Annotated in this window: 17 protein-coding genes and 8 tRNA genes; all 25 read left to right on the top strand. The window is 53.2% G+C overall.

Annotated features, from left to right (window positions below; all coding sequences use genetic code 11):
• The first annotated feature begins 44 nt into the window (after nucleotides 1–44).
• The 25 genes from PCH05_RS18805 (at nucleotide 45) to PCH05_RS18685 (ending at nucleotide 16,896) form a co-directional block, all read left to right on the top strand.
• Nucleotides 45–136 (top strand) — tRNA-Ser (locus tag PCH05_RS18805).
• Between the two features lie 28 nt (nucleotides 137–164).
• A tRNA-Met gene (locus PCH05_RS18800) sits at nucleotides 165–241 on the top strand.
• A gap of 10 nt (nucleotides 242–251) precedes the next feature.
• A tRNA-Val gene (locus PCH05_RS18795) sits at nucleotides 252–327 on the top strand.
• A gap of 6 nt (nucleotides 328–333) precedes the next feature.
• Nucleotides 334–409, top strand: a tRNA-Thr gene (locus tag PCH05_RS18790).
• Between the two features lie 13 nt (nucleotides 410–422).
• Nucleotides 423–499 (top strand) — tRNA-Asp (locus PCH05_RS18785).
• A gap of 73 nt (nucleotides 500–572) precedes the next feature.
• Nucleotides 573–645 (top strand) — tRNA-Phe (locus PCH05_RS18780).
• 7 nt (nucleotides 646–652) lie between these two features.
• Nucleotides 653–738, top strand: a tRNA-Tyr gene (locus tag PCH05_RS18775).
• A gap of 7 nt (nucleotides 739–745) precedes the next feature.
• Nucleotides 746–818 (top strand) — tRNA-Lys (locus PCH05_RS18770).
• Nucleotides 819–984: 166 nt separating this feature from the next.
• Complete coding sequence (locus PCH05_RS18765) at nucleotides 985–2,136, top strand: PucR family transcriptional regulator (RefSeq protein ID WP_246049734.1); 1,152 nt, start codon at nucleotides 985–987, stop codon at nucleotides 2,134–2,136.
• 104 nt (nucleotides 2,137–2,240) lie between these two features.
• A complete protein-coding gene (locus tag PCH05_RS18760; protein ID WP_127604667.1) occupies nucleotides 2,241–3,365 on the top strand; it encodes an ABC transporter ATP-binding protein in 1,125 nt (374 codons plus the stop codon).
• 277 nt (nucleotides 3,366–3,642) lie between these two features.
• A complete protein-coding gene (gene hprK, locus PCH05_RS18755; protein ID WP_127604664.1) occupies nucleotides 3,643–4,581 on the top strand; it encodes an HPr(Ser) kinase/phosphatase in 939 nt (312 codons plus the stop codon).
• A gap of 12 nt (nucleotides 4,582–4,593) precedes the next feature.
• Nucleotides 4,594–5,643 (top strand): prolipoprotein diacylglyceryl transferase, encoded by a 1,050-nt coding sequence (gene lgt / locus PCH05_RS18750; protein ID WP_127604662.1) that lies wholly within the window; start codon nucleotides 4,594–4,596, stop codon nucleotides 5,641–5,643.
• Nucleotides 5,644–5,650: 7 nt separating this feature from the next.
• Complete coding sequence (ppaX, locus tag PCH05_RS18745) at nucleotides 5,651–6,292, top strand: pyrophosphatase PpaX (protein WP_127604660.1); 642 nt, start codon at nucleotides 5,651–5,653, stop codon at nucleotides 6,290–6,292.
• A 7-nt stretch (nucleotides 6,293–6,299) separates the two neighbouring features.
• A complete protein-coding gene (locus PCH05_RS18740; protein WP_164766715.1) occupies nucleotides 6,300–6,809 on the top strand; it encodes an acyltransferase in 510 nt (169 codons plus the stop codon).
• Nucleotides 6,810–6,941: 132 nt separating this feature from the next.
• Entirely contained in the window at nucleotides 6,942–8,123 is a 1,182-nt protein-coding gene (locus tag PCH05_RS18735; RefSeq protein WP_127604656.1) for an acyltransferase, read from the top strand.
• A 238-nt stretch (nucleotides 8,124–8,361) separates the two neighbouring features.
• Entirely contained in the window at nucleotides 8,362–9,528 is a 1,167-nt protein-coding gene (locus PCH05_RS18730) for an ATP phosphoribosyltransferase regulatory subunit (protein WP_127604654.1), read from the top strand.
• A gap of 97 nt (nucleotides 9,529–9,625) precedes the next feature.
• Nucleotides 9,626–10,258 (top strand): ATP phosphoribosyltransferase, encoded by a 633-nt coding sequence (gene hisG / locus PCH05_RS18725; protein WP_127604652.1) that lies wholly within the window; start codon nucleotides 9,626–9,628, stop codon nucleotides 10,256–10,258.
• 44 nt (nucleotides 10,259–10,302) lie between these two features.
• Nucleotides 10,303–11,610, top strand: coding sequence for a histidinol dehydrogenase (gene hisD, locus PCH05_RS18720; RefSeq protein ID WP_127604650.1), 1,308 nt, complete (start codon nucleotides 10,303–10,305; stop codon nucleotides 11,608–11,610).
• Nucleotides 11,600–12,208: an imidazoleglycerol-phosphate dehydratase HisB gene (gene hisB, locus PCH05_RS18715; RefSeq protein ID WP_127604648.1), complete on the top strand. Its 609-nt coding sequence runs from the start codon at nucleotides 11,600–11,602 to the stop codon at nucleotides 12,206–12,208. Before hisD ends, hisB begins: the two co-directional genes overlap by 11 nt.
• On the top strand, nucleotides 12,209–12,820 hold the full coding sequence (gene hisH / locus PCH05_RS18710) for an imidazole glycerol phosphate synthase subunit HisH (RefSeq protein ID WP_127604646.1): 612 nt from the start codon (nucleotides 12,209–12,211) through the stop codon (nucleotides 12,818–12,820).
• A gap of 31 nt (nucleotides 12,821–12,851) precedes the next feature.
• Nucleotides 12,852–13,583 (top strand): 1-(5-phosphoribosyl)-5-[(5-phosphoribosylamino)methylideneamino]imidazole-4-carboxamide isomerase, encoded by a 732-nt coding sequence (gene hisA, locus PCH05_RS18705; protein ID WP_127604644.1) that lies wholly within the window; start codon nucleotides 12,852–12,854, stop codon nucleotides 13,581–13,583.
• A 47-nt stretch (nucleotides 13,584–13,630) separates the two neighbouring features.
• Nucleotides 13,631–14,389 carry an imidazole glycerol phosphate synthase subunit HisF gene (gene hisF, locus PCH05_RS18700; protein ID WP_127604642.1) on the top strand — a complete coding sequence of 253 codons (759 nt, stop codon included), beginning with the start codon at nucleotides 13,631–13,633 and terminating at the stop codon, nucleotides 14,387–14,389.
• The gene (gene hisIE, locus PCH05_RS18695) at nucleotides 14,386–15,084 is read left to right on the top strand and encodes a bifunctional phosphoribosyl-AMP cyclohydrolase/phosphoribosyl-ATP diphosphatase HisIE (RefSeq protein ID WP_127604640.1); all 699 of its coding nucleotides are present in this window, start codon (nucleotides 14,386–14,388) and stop codon (nucleotides 15,082–15,084) included. The genes hisF and hisIE overlap by 4 nt, the downstream gene beginning before the upstream one ends.
• A gap of 16 nt (nucleotides 15,085–15,100) precedes the next feature.
• Nucleotides 15,101–15,925 carry a histidinol-phosphatase HisJ gene (gene hisJ / locus PCH05_RS18690; RefSeq protein WP_127604638.1) on the top strand — a complete coding sequence of 275 codons (825 nt, stop codon included), beginning with the start codon at nucleotides 15,101–15,103 and terminating at the stop codon, nucleotides 15,923–15,925.
• A gap of 23 nt (nucleotides 15,926–15,948) precedes the next feature.
• Nucleotides 15,949–16,896: a ribose-phosphate diphosphokinase gene (locus tag PCH05_RS18685; RefSeq protein ID WP_127604636.1), complete on the top strand. Its 948-nt coding sequence runs from the start codon at nucleotides 15,949–15,951 to the stop codon at nucleotides 16,894–16,896.
• The last annotated feature ends 13 nt before the right edge of the window (nucleotides 16,897–16,909 follow it).

Raw genomic sequence — 16,909 nt, 5'->3', positions numbered from 1 at the left:
TTCACTTGAATATGATATCTTGATGTATATACAGCGATATGCTTGGAGAGATACCCAAGTGGCTATAAGGGGACCCTCTGCTAAGGGGTTAGACTGCGTAAGTGGTGCGAGGGTTCGAATCCCTCTCTCTCCGCCATCTGTATACTACAAAAGATAATTGATATGGCGGTGTAGCTCAGCTGGCTAGAGCGTACGGTTCATACCCGTGAGGTCGGGGGTTCGATCCCCTCCGCCGCTACCATACATATTTTGGAGGCTTAGCTCAGCTGGGAGAGCATCTGCCTTACAAGCAGAGGGTCGGGGGTTCGATCCCCTCAGCCTCCACCATCATATGCCGGTGTAGCTCAATTGGTAGAGCAACTGACTTGTAATCAGTAGGTTGGGGGTTCAAGTCCTCTCGCCGGCACCATTTAAAAGAATGAGGGACCGTGGTGTAGAGGCCTAACATGCCTGCCTGTCACGCAGGAGACCGCGGGTTCGAATCCCGTCGGTCCCGCCATTCATTTTACAACCAATGCATTTCCACACAAATAAGTGGGAAGAGTAACATCAACCACTTTATTTTTTTGTAAGGCTCGGTAGCTCAGTCGGTAGAGCAGAGGACTGAAAATCCTCGTGTCGGCGGTTCGATTCCGTCCCGAGCCACCTTTATGGAGGCTTAGCGAAGTGGCCAAACGCAGCAGACTGTAAATCTGTTCTCGTACGAGTTCGGTGGTTCGAATCCATCAGCCTCCACCAGTAGTAAGAGCCATTAGCTCAGTTGGTAGAGCACCTGACTTTTAATCAGGGTGTCGAAGGTTCGAGTCCTTCATGGCTCATCCAAAAGACCATTAACCTTAGGGTTGGTGGTCTTTTTGCTATGAGGTCTGCCATCCGAGAATGTTCGTTGGCCGGCCTTTTTCGTATAACTTTCGGAATTTGATGCGCAATATGATAAAATAGGAAACAAAAACGGCAAAGTGGTGGATGACATCGATGTTGGAGATGGAGACCTTACGTAACAGGTTGGAACAGATTGTCGGCGTGCCTTTGCGAATCAAGCAGTTAACCAAACAGCAAACGGAAAGCGTATATCACCAAAAAGAACGTCAGGAATCGCCTCAACAAACAAACGGAAGTAATAATGCCTTGGAACAGGATTCCGTATTTAGAAACTCCGTGGTTGTAGATGAAGTGATCTGGTTTCCCCTGTATCTAAAAAGCGGACATGCTTATGTGATGGAGGCGCCTGTACAAGAGCTCAGCAATGAGGCTTCGCAGTTGATTGAGCTGCTGGTGTCCCAAGTCAGACCCAAGGCCACTGTGCCTGTGTCTGTACAGGGGGACGAGGAACGCGAGATTCAGCGGTTTAGCGCGTGGATTGTCGACCAGCTGGACCAGGAACGCGGAGACATTGAAATTCCGGAAGATCTTGAGCTTAAGCGGCGTTTGACAGGCGAGATGATTCCTTTTTTGCTTACCTGCGAAAGTGTCCATGCAGCCGACGTGAACCGGGGACAGCTGAAGAAGCTGCTAAAGAGTTATTTTGACGGTGAAGTCGTGCTTGTTCCGCTCCGTAGCCATGAATGGCTGATCCTTGCCAAAAAGGAGCTTGTGATCGGGGCAGGTGAGGAAAAGGAAGAGGAAAGCGCCGAGTCGGAGACAGACATGCTGTCGGCTTTTTGCCTGGGCCTGTACGAATTGATCGCAAGCGAGTGGGTCGGAACCTTTCATCTTTCCGTGGGTCCCTCCTTCTCACCGGCAAAATGGCTGCTGTCCATGGTGGCGCTCCTTCGAGAAACGATTTTTCTGGGACGGACCTTCCATGTTGCCGAGCATGTGCACTTTCCGTGGGAGCTTTTGCTGGAAAGGCTCATCTACAGCATCCCGGTTGATCAGCGCAGACTGTTCTTGGAGCAAGCCGGCGATCATGGCGTGTTATTCTCGGATAATGAAACGCTGTCGACCCTCGAGACGTTCTTTCAGCTCGATTGCAACGTGAGCGAGACAGCCAAACGGTTATATATTCATCGCAACACGCTTTTATACCGGCTGGATAAAATTAAGCAGGAGACGGGACTGGATGTCAGAAGCTTTGGAGACGCTGTTTTAGTGAAGCTGACGATGCTATTGTATAAAGTAACGAAAAGAAAATAGGTTTTTTGTGCAGTTTGTGTATAGCCAGTCTGCGAGATGTTGGTTAATATAGTATTATAAAAATGTATTCGATTTCATAATATACACTTAAGGGGGCAAATCTCATGGCAGGTGTACGTTTAGAGCATATTTTCAAAAAATATCCGGGTTCGGACAAAGCAACAGTTATGGATATCAGCCTTGACATTCAAGACAAAGAATTTCTGGTACTCGTAGGACCTTCCGGTTGCGGTAAATCTACAACTCTTCGTATGATCGCCGGTTTGGAAGAGATCTCCGAGGGCAAACTTTACATCGGTGACCGCGTCGTGAACGACGTAGCTCCTAAAGACCGCGACATCGCGATGGTATTCCAATCTTACGCTTTGTATCCACACATGAACGTATACCAAAACATGGCATTTGGTCTGAAACTGCGTAAAGTGAAAAAAGACGAGATCGACAAACGCGTTCGTGAAGCAGCAAAAATCCTCGACATCGAGCATTTGCTTGACCGTAAGCCAAAAGCGCTTTCCGGTGGTCAGCGTCAACGTGTTGCCTTGGGCCGCGCAATCGTGCGTGATCCTCAAGTCTTCCTGATGGACGAACCGCTTTCCAACTTGGATGCTAAACTCCGCGGTCAGATGCGCGCTGAAATCACGAAACTGGTTAAGCGTCTTGAAACCACTTGCATTTACGTAACACATGACCAAACAGAAGCCATGACCATGGGTGACCGTATCGTTGTAATGCAAGACGGTATCATCCAACAGGCTGCTTCTCCGGAAGAGCTCTACAACAGCCCTACGAACCTGTTCGTTGCCGGCTTTATCGGTTCCCCTACGATGAACTTCATCACAGGAACCCTGAGCGAATCCAACGGTGCTGTACGTTTCCGTTCCGAAGGACTTGATGTTGAAGTTCCAGGCGGCAAAGCACAAACCTTGAAGAACAAAGGCCTGATCGGTAAAGAAGTGATCATGGGCGTGCGTCCGGAAGATATTCACGAAGAGCCAGTGTTCATGGAAGCTTCTCCAAACACGATCTTCACTTCCCACGTAGACGTTACGGAAAACCTGGGTCACGAAATGCTCCTCTACCTGAGCGGCGTTGGCAGCGACACTGTAATCGCCCGTGTAGACGGACGTTCCAACACTCGTGAAGGCGCAAGCGTTCGCCTTGCAGTCGATATGAACAAAATTCATATCTTCGACAAAGAGACTGAGCTGAATGTATTGTTGACGGACTAATCCAGGCGGTATGCCTGACACCCAAAGCCGCCCTTTCGGGCGGCTTTTTATTTATGAATTTCCGGGGTTCCCGCAAAGTACCTGATTGGGCTTCGGAGCAAAGCCCCACGTTGTGGGGTTATTTTATTGAGTATGCATAGCTTCCGGCCTTGGCTAGACCAGGATTGCATTCATTGGTAATTTCCTTTACGATGAGTACATTGAATACAAAAGAATCGTCTCGGACAGCAATCAGGCTGGATTCTGAGCCAATCGGACAGAAAGGGAGACAAGCGGAATGGCAAAAAAGGTTAAAGTGGCAGAATTGGTGCAGCAATTTCAGCTGGAAGTCATATCTGGAGAACAAGGCTTGAAACGCATGATTACAACTGATGATTTGAACCGGCCGGGTCTGGAAATGGCGGGTTATTTTGATTATCATCCCCAGGAAAGGGTGCAGCTGCTGGGCAGAACGGAGCTGGCCTTTTTTAGCATGCTTACGGCCGAGGAGCGCAGGGAACGCATGGAACGGCTGTGCGGCGAGGTTACCCCTTGCATCGTGGTGACACGCGGCCTTGAAGTTCCCGAGGAGCTTGTGAGCATCAGTCAAGAGAAGCAGCTGCCTGTGCTGCGGAGCAGTATGGCGACAACGATTTTGCTCAGCCGGATCACCGGATTTCTGGAGAGAAGATTGGCACCGACGACGACCATCCACGGCGTACTGTGCGATGTGTATGGTGTGGGCATGCTGATTACCGGCAGCAGCGGCATCGGCAAGAGCGAAACCGCACTGGAGCTCGTGAAAAGAGGACACCGTCTGATCGCCGATGATGCGGTTGAAATCCGTCAAACATCGGATAGCCAGCTGCACGGTACGGCGCCAGAGCTGATCCGGCATCTGCTTGAAATTCGTGGCGTCGGTATTATCAATGTGATGACCTTGTTTGGAGCCGGGGCGATTCGCAACAACAAGCGGATCACGCTGGTCGTCAGACTGGAAGCTTGGCAGCAGGACAAGCAGTATGACCGTCTGGGATTGGATGAAGAAACGACGCGTATTATTGATACAGACATTCCACTCGTTACGATCCCGGTGCGTCCTGGACGAAACCTTGCCGTCATTATTGAGGTGGCTGCCATGAACTATCGCCTGAAGCAGATGGGCCTGAATGCGGCTCTACAGTTTACGAACAAGCTCACGGCTACGATTGCGGAAGACATGGAAGATATGGATTAGGAGAGTGAAAAAATGGCCACATTGCTTCTCAATCCGATCGCATTCTCGATTGGATCCTTGTCCGTGCACTGGTACGGGCTCATTCTGGGACTCGGCGCTTTGGCGGGTCTTATAGTGGCAATTCGTGAAGGAAGACGTTTTGGCATTTCGCCTGAATTTTTCATGGATATGCTGCTGCTCGGCGTGCCTTCCGCCATTATCGGTGCGCGTATTTATTTCGTAGCATTCAAATGGGATGACTACAAAGACCATCTGGTCGACGTATTCAAAATATGGAACGGCGGGATCGCCATCTATGGCGCGTTGATCGGCGCAATTATTTGCGCGGCTATCTACTTCCGTTACAAGGGATATAATTTCTGGCGTATCGCCGATATTTGCGCCCCGGGCCTTTTGACCGGACAAATGATCGGCCGCTGGGGCAACTACGTGAATCAGGAAGCCTATGGCGGTCCAGTGGATGAATCATTCCTGCGGGAAAATCTGCATCTGCCGAATTTTATCGTGGATCAGATGAACGTCCAGGGGGTATATCATCACCCGACCTTCTTGTATGAATCGTTATGGAGCCTCGTGGGCATTATTATTCTATTCATTCTCCGCCGTCAGCGTTTTTTGCGGTCAGCTGAATTGTTCCTTTCTTATTTTATCTGGTATTCGATCGGCCGTTTCTTTATCGAGGGATTGCGCACAGACTCTCTGGCCTTTATCGGCCCGAACTGGCTCGCATCGTTCATGAACGGTCTCTGGAAGCCGATGGAATGGATGGGCTTCGAGCACGGCGCGCTGGATTCGGCTTACGGCAATGTGCGGATATCGCAGCTGCTCGCTATTCTGATCATCATCGCGGCAATTGTAATCATCATTGTGCGCCGCACGACTGGGAAAGAAAAAGCTCATTACCTGGATCCGATCTATTCGACCAAGGCAAGCCACGACAATATGCCTGAATCTGAAGCCGTAACGGCCGAGCATGCCCTCTCTGAGAATCGCGAAGAGGCTCGCCCGGAGCCTGCTTCAGTTCACGATACAGAGGATGCGGAGGACGACAAAAAGGAGTAATTGCAGCATGATTGATACCCTATTATTTGATTTGGACGGAACGATTATCGACACCAATGAACTGATTATCACTTCATTCATGCATGTATTGGAGAAGCATCAGCTGGCGCCGCTCACACGGGAGGAGATCATTCCGAAAATGGGCGCGACGCTGGAACAGCAGCTGCAGCAGTTTTCCGGAATGGGGGATATTACCCCGCTCATGACCACCTACCGGAGCTATAATGATGATCATCATGACGCGATGGTGAAGCTGTTTCCGCATGTAGAGGAAGTCGTGAGTGATCTGCATGCCAAGGGTTACCGCCTGGGCGTGGTAACAACGAAGAATAAGCCGGGCACGCTACGCGTCCTGGAATGGTTCGGTCTGCAAAAATATATGGGGGCCGTCATCACGCTTAATGATGTAGAACATCCCAAGCCTCATCCTGAACCGGTATTAAAGGCTGTTGGTCTGCTGGGAGCGGACCCTTCCCGGACATTAATGGTAGGGGACAGCCCGATGGACATCCAATCGGCTAAAGCCGCGGGAGTTCAGTCGGCGGGAGTCGCCTGGTCATTGAAGGGCGAGAAGACGCTGATGGAGTATCATCCGGATTACCTGCTGCAGGATATGAACGATTTATATTCATTGTTGGAACAGGAGTAAAGCCATTGTGAGAAAAGTGACCCGATATCCGGTGGAGGGACCCAACGCGCTTTGGCAGATCTATAAAACCGTGAGTCCCTGGAAAGGGGTTAAAAACTTCATCTGCATCCAGGCGGCGCGGTACTGCCCGGTCCTTTCGCTTAAAAACTGGATTTATCGTCACCTGCTTGGGATGAAGGTCGGGGAGCATACCGCTTTCGGACTGATGGTGATGGTGGACGTTTTTTTTCCGGAAAAGATCCATATCGGGGATAACTCCATCATTGGCTATAACACGACCATTTTGGCCCATGAATATTTAATTCATGAATATCGCCTGGGCGAGGTCATCATTGGCAACAATGTTTTAATTGGAGCAAATACCACCATACTGCCCGGCGTGACAATCGGCGACGGAGCTGTCGTTGCGGCGGGCGCTGTGGTACATAAAGACGTGCCCGCAGGGGCTTTTGTCGGAGGCAATCCGCTGAGGGATCTGGGAAAAAGTGAACAATCCGCTGCCGAAGCGGATCGCTAAGGCATAAAGGATTCATTTTTATGAAGAAAGGCAGTGGAGGTTCACCAGGATAATCCCAAGGGTTCATGAGACGAGAAAAATTTAATAGTTACTTTCCATCAAGAGATCTATATTCAGGAGCGTTCAGACATCATGACAAAGAAGGAACGAATATACGAGCTCGACATTTTCCGTTCATTAGCCATTATGGCCGTACTAACGATTCACGCAACATCACAGACTGTGGTCGAAACAAAGGGATCATTACTGTATTTACCCTTTCTTTTTCTGAATACGTTCAGCAATTTTGCGGTTCCGGTGTTTATTTTTCTAAGCGGTTTTGTATTGTTCTATAACTATATGGATCGCCCTTTGAACCGGCGGCTGGTCCAATCGTTTTACGGCAAAAGGCTGCTGTATATTTTAATACCTTATGTGTTGTTTACCGTTTTTTATTTCATCTTTCAGCTGTACAAGCGCGGGGAGCTTGGCATGCCTTGGTCGCAGATGGCAACCGAGTTGGGACAAGACCTGATCCACGGCACGGCATATACTCATCTATACTATGTGATCATCATGCTGCAATTATATGTAGTTTTCCCCCTGCTGCTGTTCTGGTTTAAAAAGCACCGCAGCATTCGGCCGTGGATTGCCTTCATAGGGCTGGTCCTGGAGTGGCTGTTTGTTTATTTGAACAAGTACGGATTCCATCTTCCGGATCGGCAATATATCGGACAGCACTTGGACCTGGGTCTGCCCAAAGGAAGCCTGCTGCTCTCTTATCTGTCTTATTTATTCCTGGGAGCGGGGATTGCGGTTTATTATGATCGGATCAAAAAGTGGCTCGACGTTTCGCCGACAGGGCTGAAGGCAGGCCGGGGGCCCGTTTGGGTCATGATCTGGATTCTGTGGCTTGGGATCGGGGTTCTGCATACTCTGGTTTGGTACAAGTATAATACGGTTGGGAGCAGTCTGGATTCTCTGGTATACAGCCTGCTGCGCAATGCGCATGCGCTGTTATCCTGCATCGTTCTGTGGCATATGTCGCATGCAATCTATTATTACGGTCCGCGCATATTACGCACGGCTTTGACATCCATCGGTGCCTGCTCGTTCGGCATTTTTTTGCTGCATCCGTTTATCCTGTATTGGTACCGGGAATGGTTCCATGGAGGCTCAAGCCTGAAATATGCTTTCCATATATGCGGCAGCTGGGCTGCAGGGCTGCTTATCTCCTGGATCATTGTCTATGCGGCTTTTAAATATGTAAAAGGCTCCTGGGTATTTTTCGGGTCAAATCCGCTCAAACCCAAAGCAAAGAAGGTTAAGAGTTAGCATCTCCGGAATCGTCCCCATATATGTAAGGTTTATCTTCATTTGCATCGGCAACGCCTATGATCCACACCTGTTGGAGCATAGGCGTTTTTTTAGCAAAACCGCTTGGGGTTCATTGACGGAAGCTTCCAACGCGTGTTAAAATAGCGAAATATCCTTTACTTTATTAGCAAGGTACCACTTTAATAAAATAAAGCAAATTGAAAATTGAATTCACTATAGATGAGGTGAGAAGGACGTGTCGAAACCAAAAGGTTTTGAAAAACCGGTAGGTGTCCGGGATTATGTGCCGTATGCGGTTGATAAGCTGCGCGCGATCGAGCGCAACGTGCTCGACTGCATGAGCCGCTGGGGTTACCGCCAAATCATGACACCCACCTTGGAATTTTACGAAACGGTCGGCGTGGCCAGCTCCACGTCGGATCAGAAGCTGTTCAAGCTGCTGAATCATCGCGGCACCACGCTGGTGCTCCGTTCGGATATGACAGCGCCGATTGCGAGGGTGGTGTCTTCCCTGCTGAAGGAGGAACCGCTGCCCATTCGACTTTCTTATCATGCCAATGTATTCCGGGCTTTTGAAGAGGAAGCGGGACGGGAGGCTGAGTTTTTCCAAACAGGCGTCGAGCTTGTAGGCGATGACTCACCGGAGGCGGATGCCGAGGTGGTGGCGCTTGCTATTGCATCGCTGAAAGCGGCAGGCGTGACCTCGTTCAAAATCGCGATGGGCCATGTCGGATTCCTGAACGGATTGTTTGAAGAGGTGCTTCCGGGCCGCGGCGGGGATCAACAGGCGTTGAAAAAGCATCTGCTGGACCGCGATCACGTCGGCTTCCGCAAAGCGATTAGTGAGCTATCGATCAGCGCAGGGCAGCGGGAAGAGCTTGAAGGTATTTTGCGTTTGCGGGGCGACAAGGAAATCTGCGATCAGGCTTCGGTGCTGGGCAGACATCCGCAGGCGCAAGCCTCGATCGACCATTTGTGCAAGGTGTGGGAAGTCCTTGAAGCTTACGGCGTCTCGGAGCATGTGCTGATCGATCTGACGATGATTGGCGATTTCTCGTATTATACGGGGATGACATTTGAAGGCTACGCGTCTGAGCTGGGTTTTCCGGTATGCAGCGGCGGCCGCTACGACAATCTGCTGCGACAGTTCGGTCGGGATGTACCGGCGACAGGCTTTGCGCTGAAAACCAACCGCATTCTCGACGGCGTCAAAGGAATGGCGCAGGAAGAACAGCTTCCTGTTCTGATCCGTTACACCGCTGCGGGACGCAAGGAAGGGCTGGCACGTGCAGCTGTGCTGAGAGCGCAGGGCAGGGCCGTCGTTACTTTGCTGATCGAGGAAGAGAGCGGCAGCCGGCAGGAGCCGGAAGAACGTTACGAGAAAATCGAAACATTCCATTGAGATACATGGAGGAACGGATAATATCCTTGGCGCGGTGCATGAACGGAGAAAGTGCCTGCGGCATAACGAATTCAGGAATATGAAGGAGGGAGTACGCTTGGCGGAAACATTGAAGGTAGCCATGCCGAAGGGACGGATCTATAAAAAGGCGGCGAATCTGTTCCGTGCCGCCGGACTGCCGATACCGACAGAGGTGGATGAAACCCGGAAACTGGTGATCGAGCTGCCTGAACTGAACATGGAGTTTATTTTGGCAAAGCCTGTGGATGTACCCACTTACGTGGAGTATGGCGCTGCCGACATCGGAATCGTCGGCAAGGACGTACTCATGGAGGAGAACCGGGACGTTTACGAGCTCCTCGATCTGGGGATTGCCAAATGCCGGATGTCGGTCATTGGACTGCCAAATTGGCAGCCCGGCATCCAGCAGCGGGTGGCAACGAAATATCCGAATGTAGCTTCGCAGTACTTCCGCGAGCAGGGTCAACAGGTGGAAGTGATCAAGCTGAACGGCTCCATCGAGCTGGCGCCGCTCATCGGCTTGGCGGACCGGATCGTCGATATGGTGGAAACCGGACAAACGCTCAAAGAGAACGGACTTGTCGAAATGAATGAGATATTCGAGATCACGAGCCGCCTCATCGCCAACCGGGTCAGCTACCGGATGAAGAACGCACAAATTCAATCGCTGTGCGATCGCCTGCAGCAGGCGATTGCGGCGGAAGCATAAAGGATTCGGTGCAGGAAGGATAGAAGATGAAAGGGGAGAAGGGAATGAAGATTGTACCGGTACAGGATTTTGATCTGCGGCGCGAGGTTGACTACGGGACGCCGGAACAAAATGCCCGGGCGAAGCAAATTGTAAGCGACGTTAAAGCCGAGGGCGATGCGGCGCTGCTTCGCTATACCCGGGAACTGGATCGTACCGAGCTTACCGCGGATATGCTGCGTGTAACGAAAGCGGAGCTGGATGCCGCCTACGGGCAGGTGGAGGAGTCCTTCATCGCGGCGATTTCGGCTGCTGCGGAGAATATTCGTTCCTTCCATATGCGGGAGAAGCGGAATTCGTGGATGGATCTGCAGCCGGACGGCAGCATTTTGGGTCAGATCATCCGGCCCTTGAAGCGGGTAGGTGTCTACGTTCCAGGGGGGAAGGCCGCGTATCCTTCATCGGTATTAATGAATGTTATTCCGGCCCAGGTCGCCGGCGTACCCGAAATCGTCATGGTTACGCCGCCTGCAACCGGCGGAATGGACGGCATCAACCCGTACATTCTGGTCGCGGCCGCGGAAGCGGGCGTGCATGAAATATACCGCATTGGCGGAGCGCAGGCCATTGCGGCTCTGGCCTACGGAACAGAGACGATTGCTCCGGTCGATAAAATATGCGGTCCCGGCAACATCTATGTCGCGCTGGCCAAACGCGAGGTCTATGGGGCTGTCGATATCGACAGCATCGCCGGACCGAGTGAGATCGTGGTTCTCGCCGACGCGTCGGCCGACCCGGAATACGTCGCAGCCGACCTGCTGTCGCAGGCAGAGCATGACGAGATGGCTTCCGCCATCCTGGTCACGCCGTCGCGTGATTTGGCGGAGCGCGTGTCCGCCGAAGTCGAACGTCAGCTTGAGCTGCTGCCAAGACGTGACATCGCCTCAGCCTCCATTCGGAACTATGGGGCGATCATCGTAACGGAATCCCTGAAGGAAGGTGTTTCCGTCGTGAACCGTCTGGCACCGGAGCATCTGGAGCTGATGGTTGCGGACCCGATGGCGCATGTGGGTCTCATCGAAAATGCCGGTGCGATTTTCCTCGGCGCTTACAGCTCGGAGCCGGTAGGAGATTATTTCGCCGGTCCGAATCACATCATACCGACCAACGGCACGGCGCGATTCTCATCGCCTGTGGACGTGGACGATTTTATTAAGAAGTCAAGCATGATCTATTACAGCAAGGAAGCTCTGTTGAAGAACGGCGCAGCCATTATGGAGCTGGCGCGCGGCGAAGGGCTGGAAGCGCATGCCCGGGCGATTGAAGTCCGGCTGAAGCGGGAAGGAAAGGCGGGAGAAGAGAATGGGAATTAATCAAGAGAATGGCGCCAGAAGCGCTGAAATCAGCCGCAAGACAAACGAAACGGATATACAGCTGGCTTTTTCCGTGGATGGTACCGGTGTATCGGAGCTGGAAACAGATGTGCCGTTTCTGAATCATATGCTCGACCTGTTCACCAAGCATGGCCAATTCGATCTGAAGGTGCAGGCGCGGGGAGACATTGAAATTGATGACCATCATACGGTGGAAGACATCGGGATCTGTCTCGGCCAGACGCTGCGGGAGGCACTGGGCGACAAAAAGGGCATCAAGCGCTATGCGAGCGTCTTTGTGCCCATGGATGAAGCGCTGGCGCAGGTCGTGATCGATATCAGTAACCGGCCTCATTTTGAATACCGTGCACAGTATCCGTCCGCGCAGGTGGGCAGCTTCTCTACAGAGCTGGTACAAGAATTTCTGTGGAAGTTCGCGCTCGAAGCGCGCGTTACGCTGCATGTCATCGTGCATTACGGACAAAACACGCACCACATGATCGAAGCGGTATTCAAGGCGCTCGGACGCGCGCTTGATGAAGCGACCAGCATCGATCCGCGGGTGACGGGGGTTCCTTCCACGAAGGGAGTGCTGTAAGTGGCGATTGCGATCGTGGATTACGGCATGGGCAATCTGCACAGCGTGAGCAAAGCCGTGGAGCGTCTCGGAGCCGAGGCGCTCGTCACGGGTGACCGCGCGGAGATTCTGGGAGCGGACGGCATTATTTTACCCGGCGTAGGCGCTTTTGGCGATGCCATGGCGCATCTGCGGGACAGCGGGCTGGGCGATATCATGAAAGAGGCTGCGGCTGCAGGCAGACCGCTGCTCGGTATTTGCCTCGGCATGCAGCTGCTGTTCGGCAGCAGCGAGGAGCATGGACAGCATGACGGGCTCGGCATTCTGCCGGGCAAAGTCATCCGCTTTGCAGGCGGAGATTTCAAGGTGCCGCATATGGGCTGGAACCGTCTCGAGTTTCTGCAAAAGGACAATCCGCTGCTGGCGGGACTTGCGGAAGGGCATGTCTATTTCGTGCATTCTTATCATGTTCTTCCGGAAGTAAAGTCCGACCTGCTCGCGGTTACGGATTACGGACAGCCGGTGACGGCCGTTGTCGGCCGCGGCTCCGTATACGGGATGCAGTTCCATCCGGAGAAAAGCGGCGAGCTTGGCATGGAGCTGCTGGGCCGCTTTTTGAACATTTGTTCCTAATTCATATCAACGGAAAGCGGGGAGTCATTCGATGTCATCATTCATCCTTTATCCGGCCATAGATATCCGCGGAGGCAAATGCGTCCGGCTGATTCAAGGGGATTACAGTCAGGAAACGGTATACAACGACAGCCCGCTGGAGGCTGCCAAGGCATGGGAAGCACAGGGCGGATCCTATATCCATCTGGTCGATCTGGACGGGGCCAAAGCCGGGCATCCGGTAAATGACGAAGTCATCGGAGCGATTGCTTCCGGGGTCAACGTCCCGGTTCAGGTTGGCGGAGGACTGCGGACCGTGGGCGATGTCAAACGGCTGCTGTCGCTCGGCGTGAGCCGGGTGATTATCGGTACGGCCGCCATCGAGGACCGCGCTTTTACGGAAGAGGTGCTCGGTACGTACGGCGATAAAATCGCGATCGGCATCGACGCGAGGAACGGCTATGTAGCTACGCGCGGCTGGCTGGAAACCTCCGAGGTGAAGGCGGAGGAGCTGGCGAAGGAGCTCGCGTCCAAAGGCGCGGAAACGTTTATTTTTACGGATATCTCCCGCGATGGCATGATGCAGGGTCCTAACGTGGAAGCCATTGTCGCTCTGGCGAAAAGCAGCGGGAAAATCGTGATTGCGTCCGGCGGCGTTAGTGTGATGGACGATTTGGTCCGGTTGAACCAATATCGTCAGGACGGTGTTGGCGGAGCCATCGTGGGCAAAGCACTATACACGGGCAGCATTGATCTGGCTGAGGCGGTCAAAACGCTGAAGTAGCCGGAGCGGTTTTTATGAAGAAAACGCGATGAGAGGGAGCGAAGGCCATGCTGGCAAAACGCATCATTCCGTGTCTGGACGTAAAGGACGGACGGGTGGTAAAAGGAGTCAATTTCGAAAATTTGCGCGATGCGGGCGATCCGGTTGAGCTGGCGGCGCTGTACGACCGGGAAGGCGCGGATGAACTGGTGTTTCTCGATATATCGGCTTCGGTCGAAGGGCGGCAGACGATGGTCGAGGTCGTGCGGAAAACGGCCGGTGAAATCGCGATTCCGTTCACAGTCGGCGGAGGCATCTCCCAAGTGGAGGACATGAAAAGAATCCTTCGCGCCGGCGCGGACAAAATCGGCATCAATACGGCGGCTGTCCTGAATCCGCAGCTGATCGCGGATGGAGCGCGCCGTTTCGGATCCCAGTGCATCGTCGTGGCCGTGGATGCCAAATATAACGAGGCATGGGGCGAATGGGAAGTCTATACGCACGGCGGACGCAAAGCCTCCGGAATCCGGGCGCTTGAGTGGGTCCGGAAGGCCGAGGAGCTGGGAGCGGGTGAGATTCTGCTGACCAGCATGGATGCTGACGGCACGAAGGACGGGTTCGACATCGCACTGACGGCGGCGGTGGCGGATGCGGTCCGGATTCCAGTTATTGCTTCGGGCGGAGCGGGAACAGAGGATGACTTTGTCGAAGTATTTACGAAGGGAAAAGCAGATGCGGGGCTTGCCGCCACGATCTTTCACTATAAGGAAATTTCCATACCGGAGCTGAAGCAGGACTTAAAGCAAAAAGGAGTTGAAATCAGATGAGCGAACAAACGAAGCAGTCATCACTAGAGCAGGTGCAGGAGCAGATCCGATTCGATCAGGACGGCCTCGTCCCGGCGATTGTTCAGGATGCTGCCAGCAAGGAAGTATTAATGATGGCCTACATGAACCGGGAATCGTTGAAGCGGTCCATCGAAACCGGCGAGACCTGGTTTTGGAGCCGTTCACGCCAGGAGCTGTGGCACAAGGGCGGTACGTCCGGCAACACGCAACAGATCGTTTCGGCCCACTATGACTGCGACGGGGACACCCTATTGTTCATGGTGAAGCCAGCCGGACCCGCATGCCATACCGGAGAAAATACCTGCTTCTATCGCGGGATTGCCTCCCCGGCCGCAGCTTCAAACGAAGCGGATACAGACGCGGGGCAGGGCAGACACCGTTTTGCGGTGCTGGAAGAGCTGGAGCAGGTGATCGCCGAGCGCGAGAAAGAGCGGCCGGAAGGCGCTTATACCACCTACCTGTTCGATAAAGGCGTCGACAAAATCCTGAAAAAGGTCGGTGAAGAGACGGCGGAGACAATTATCGCGGCCAAAAACAAGGATAATGCCGAGCTGCGCCTTGAAGTCAGCGACCTGATTTACCACCTGCTTGTTCTGCTGCAGGAACGCAAGCTTCCGCTGGATGATATTATGGCTGAACTGGATCGCCGCCATGAGCGTCCTCGCCGGGACTAGGAGGCGCGAAGACCACATGCTGATTGATTATCACACGCATCATGTACGCTGCGGCCATGCAGTCGGAGAGCTCGAGGAATACGTACGCCGAGGCATCGAGATCGGCCTCGGTCAAATCGGGCTCTCGGATCATATGCCGCTGCTTCATGTGGATCCCTCCGTTTACTATCCGGAAATGGCGATGCCGATGGACGAGCTTCCGCGCTATGTGGAGGAGTGTCTGAAGCTGAAGGAGAAGTATAAAGGACAGATCGATATACGAGTGGGTCTTGAAGGAGATTACATCGAGGGCTGGGAAGAGCAGATCGAAGCGATCGTGAAGGCATATCCTTGGGATTACGTGATCGGTTCCGTCCATTTCCTCGGGGAGTGGGATATTACGGATCACCGGCAAACCCAAGGGTGGGAGGGCCGCGATAGGCTGGAGGTCTACCAAACCTACTATCAAGCCGTGCAAAAGGCGGCTGCGACCGGATTGTACGATATTATGGGTCATCTCGACGTGATCAAACGCTTCGGATATCATCCCGGCGAGGAAGCGGCGGAAGAAGTGCGGGCAATGGAAGATGCCGCGCTTGCCGCTGTTGCCAAGAGCGGCGTGGCCATGGAGCTGAACGCTTCCGGATTGTCCAAGCCATGCGCGGAGATGTTCCCGTCGGCGCGGATGCTGCAGGAGGCGTTCCGGCTTGGCATTCCGCTAACGGTCGGCTCGGATGCGCATGATCCGAAGAAGCTCGGCGAGAATCTGGACCGGGCCCGGGCTGCGCTGTGGGATACAGGCTTCCGCGAGCTGGCTGTATTCGAGAAGCGACAGAGAGCCATGATTCCTCTAGAGGTTTAAATCACGGGTATCAGGAGGAGCTTATGCAGCACAAGGTGCGTATTTTTTCCGGTTCATCCAATCCCCTGCTTGCCGAGAGCATGTGCGAGAAGCTGGGGGCCGAGCTGGGTAGCGTCACGTTGTCCCGCTTCAAAAGCGGCGAAATTTACGTCAATTACGAAGAAAGCATCCGCAACTGCGATGTGTTCATCGTACAATCGCTATCGCATCCGATCAACGAGCTGTTCGTGGAGCTGCTGGTGATGATCGATGCGGCGAAGCGCGCCTCCGCGCGTACGATCAACATTGTGGTTCCGTATTACGGTTACGCCCGGCAGGAACGGAAATCCGCACCGCGCGAGCCGATCTCCGCCAAAATGGTAGCCGACGTCCTGACGACGGCCGGAGCGAACCGGGTCATCACGATGGATTTGCATGCACCGGCGATTCAAGGCTTTTTCAATATTCCCGTCGATCATCTCACGGCGCTGGATTTGATCAGCAATTATTTGAAATCTCTCCATCTGGCGAATCCGGTTATTGTTTCACCTGACGCCGGGAGGGCCAAGACCGCGGAGAAGCTGGCCAATCATCTTGATTCGCCGTTTGCGATCATGTTCAAGAAGCGTCCGACGCATAATGAATCCGTTATCACGCATGTCATCGGCGATGTGGAGGGACGGACGCCTATCATCATCGAGGATATCATCGATACCGGGTCAACGATCGTCAACGTGTTGGAAAGCTTGAAGGAGCGTGGGGCGGATCAGGCCATCGTCTGCGCGACGCATGGCCTGTTCTCGGGAGACGCGCTGGAGCGGCTTGGCCACTCGCATATCCGGGAGATTGTGGTTACCGATTCGATCGCGATGGAATCGGTACGGCATGATCGGCTTACCGTGCTGTCCGTGGCTCCGATGCTATCGGCAGCCGTAAGAATCATCATGGAAGGCGGATCGCTTGCCACCATGTTCAAAGACGCTGGAGTGTAGTCCTCCAGCGTCT

Origin of the sequence: Paenibacillus chibensis (assembly GCF_004001045.1) — a bacterium.
Classification (GTDB): domain Bacteria; phylum Bacillota; class Bacilli; order Paenibacillales; family Paenibacillaceae; genus Paenibacillus_AQ; species Paenibacillus_AQ chibensis.
The sequence above is the reverse complement of the archived record's forward strand: the minus strand, read 5'-3'. Positions and strand labels throughout refer to the sequence as shown.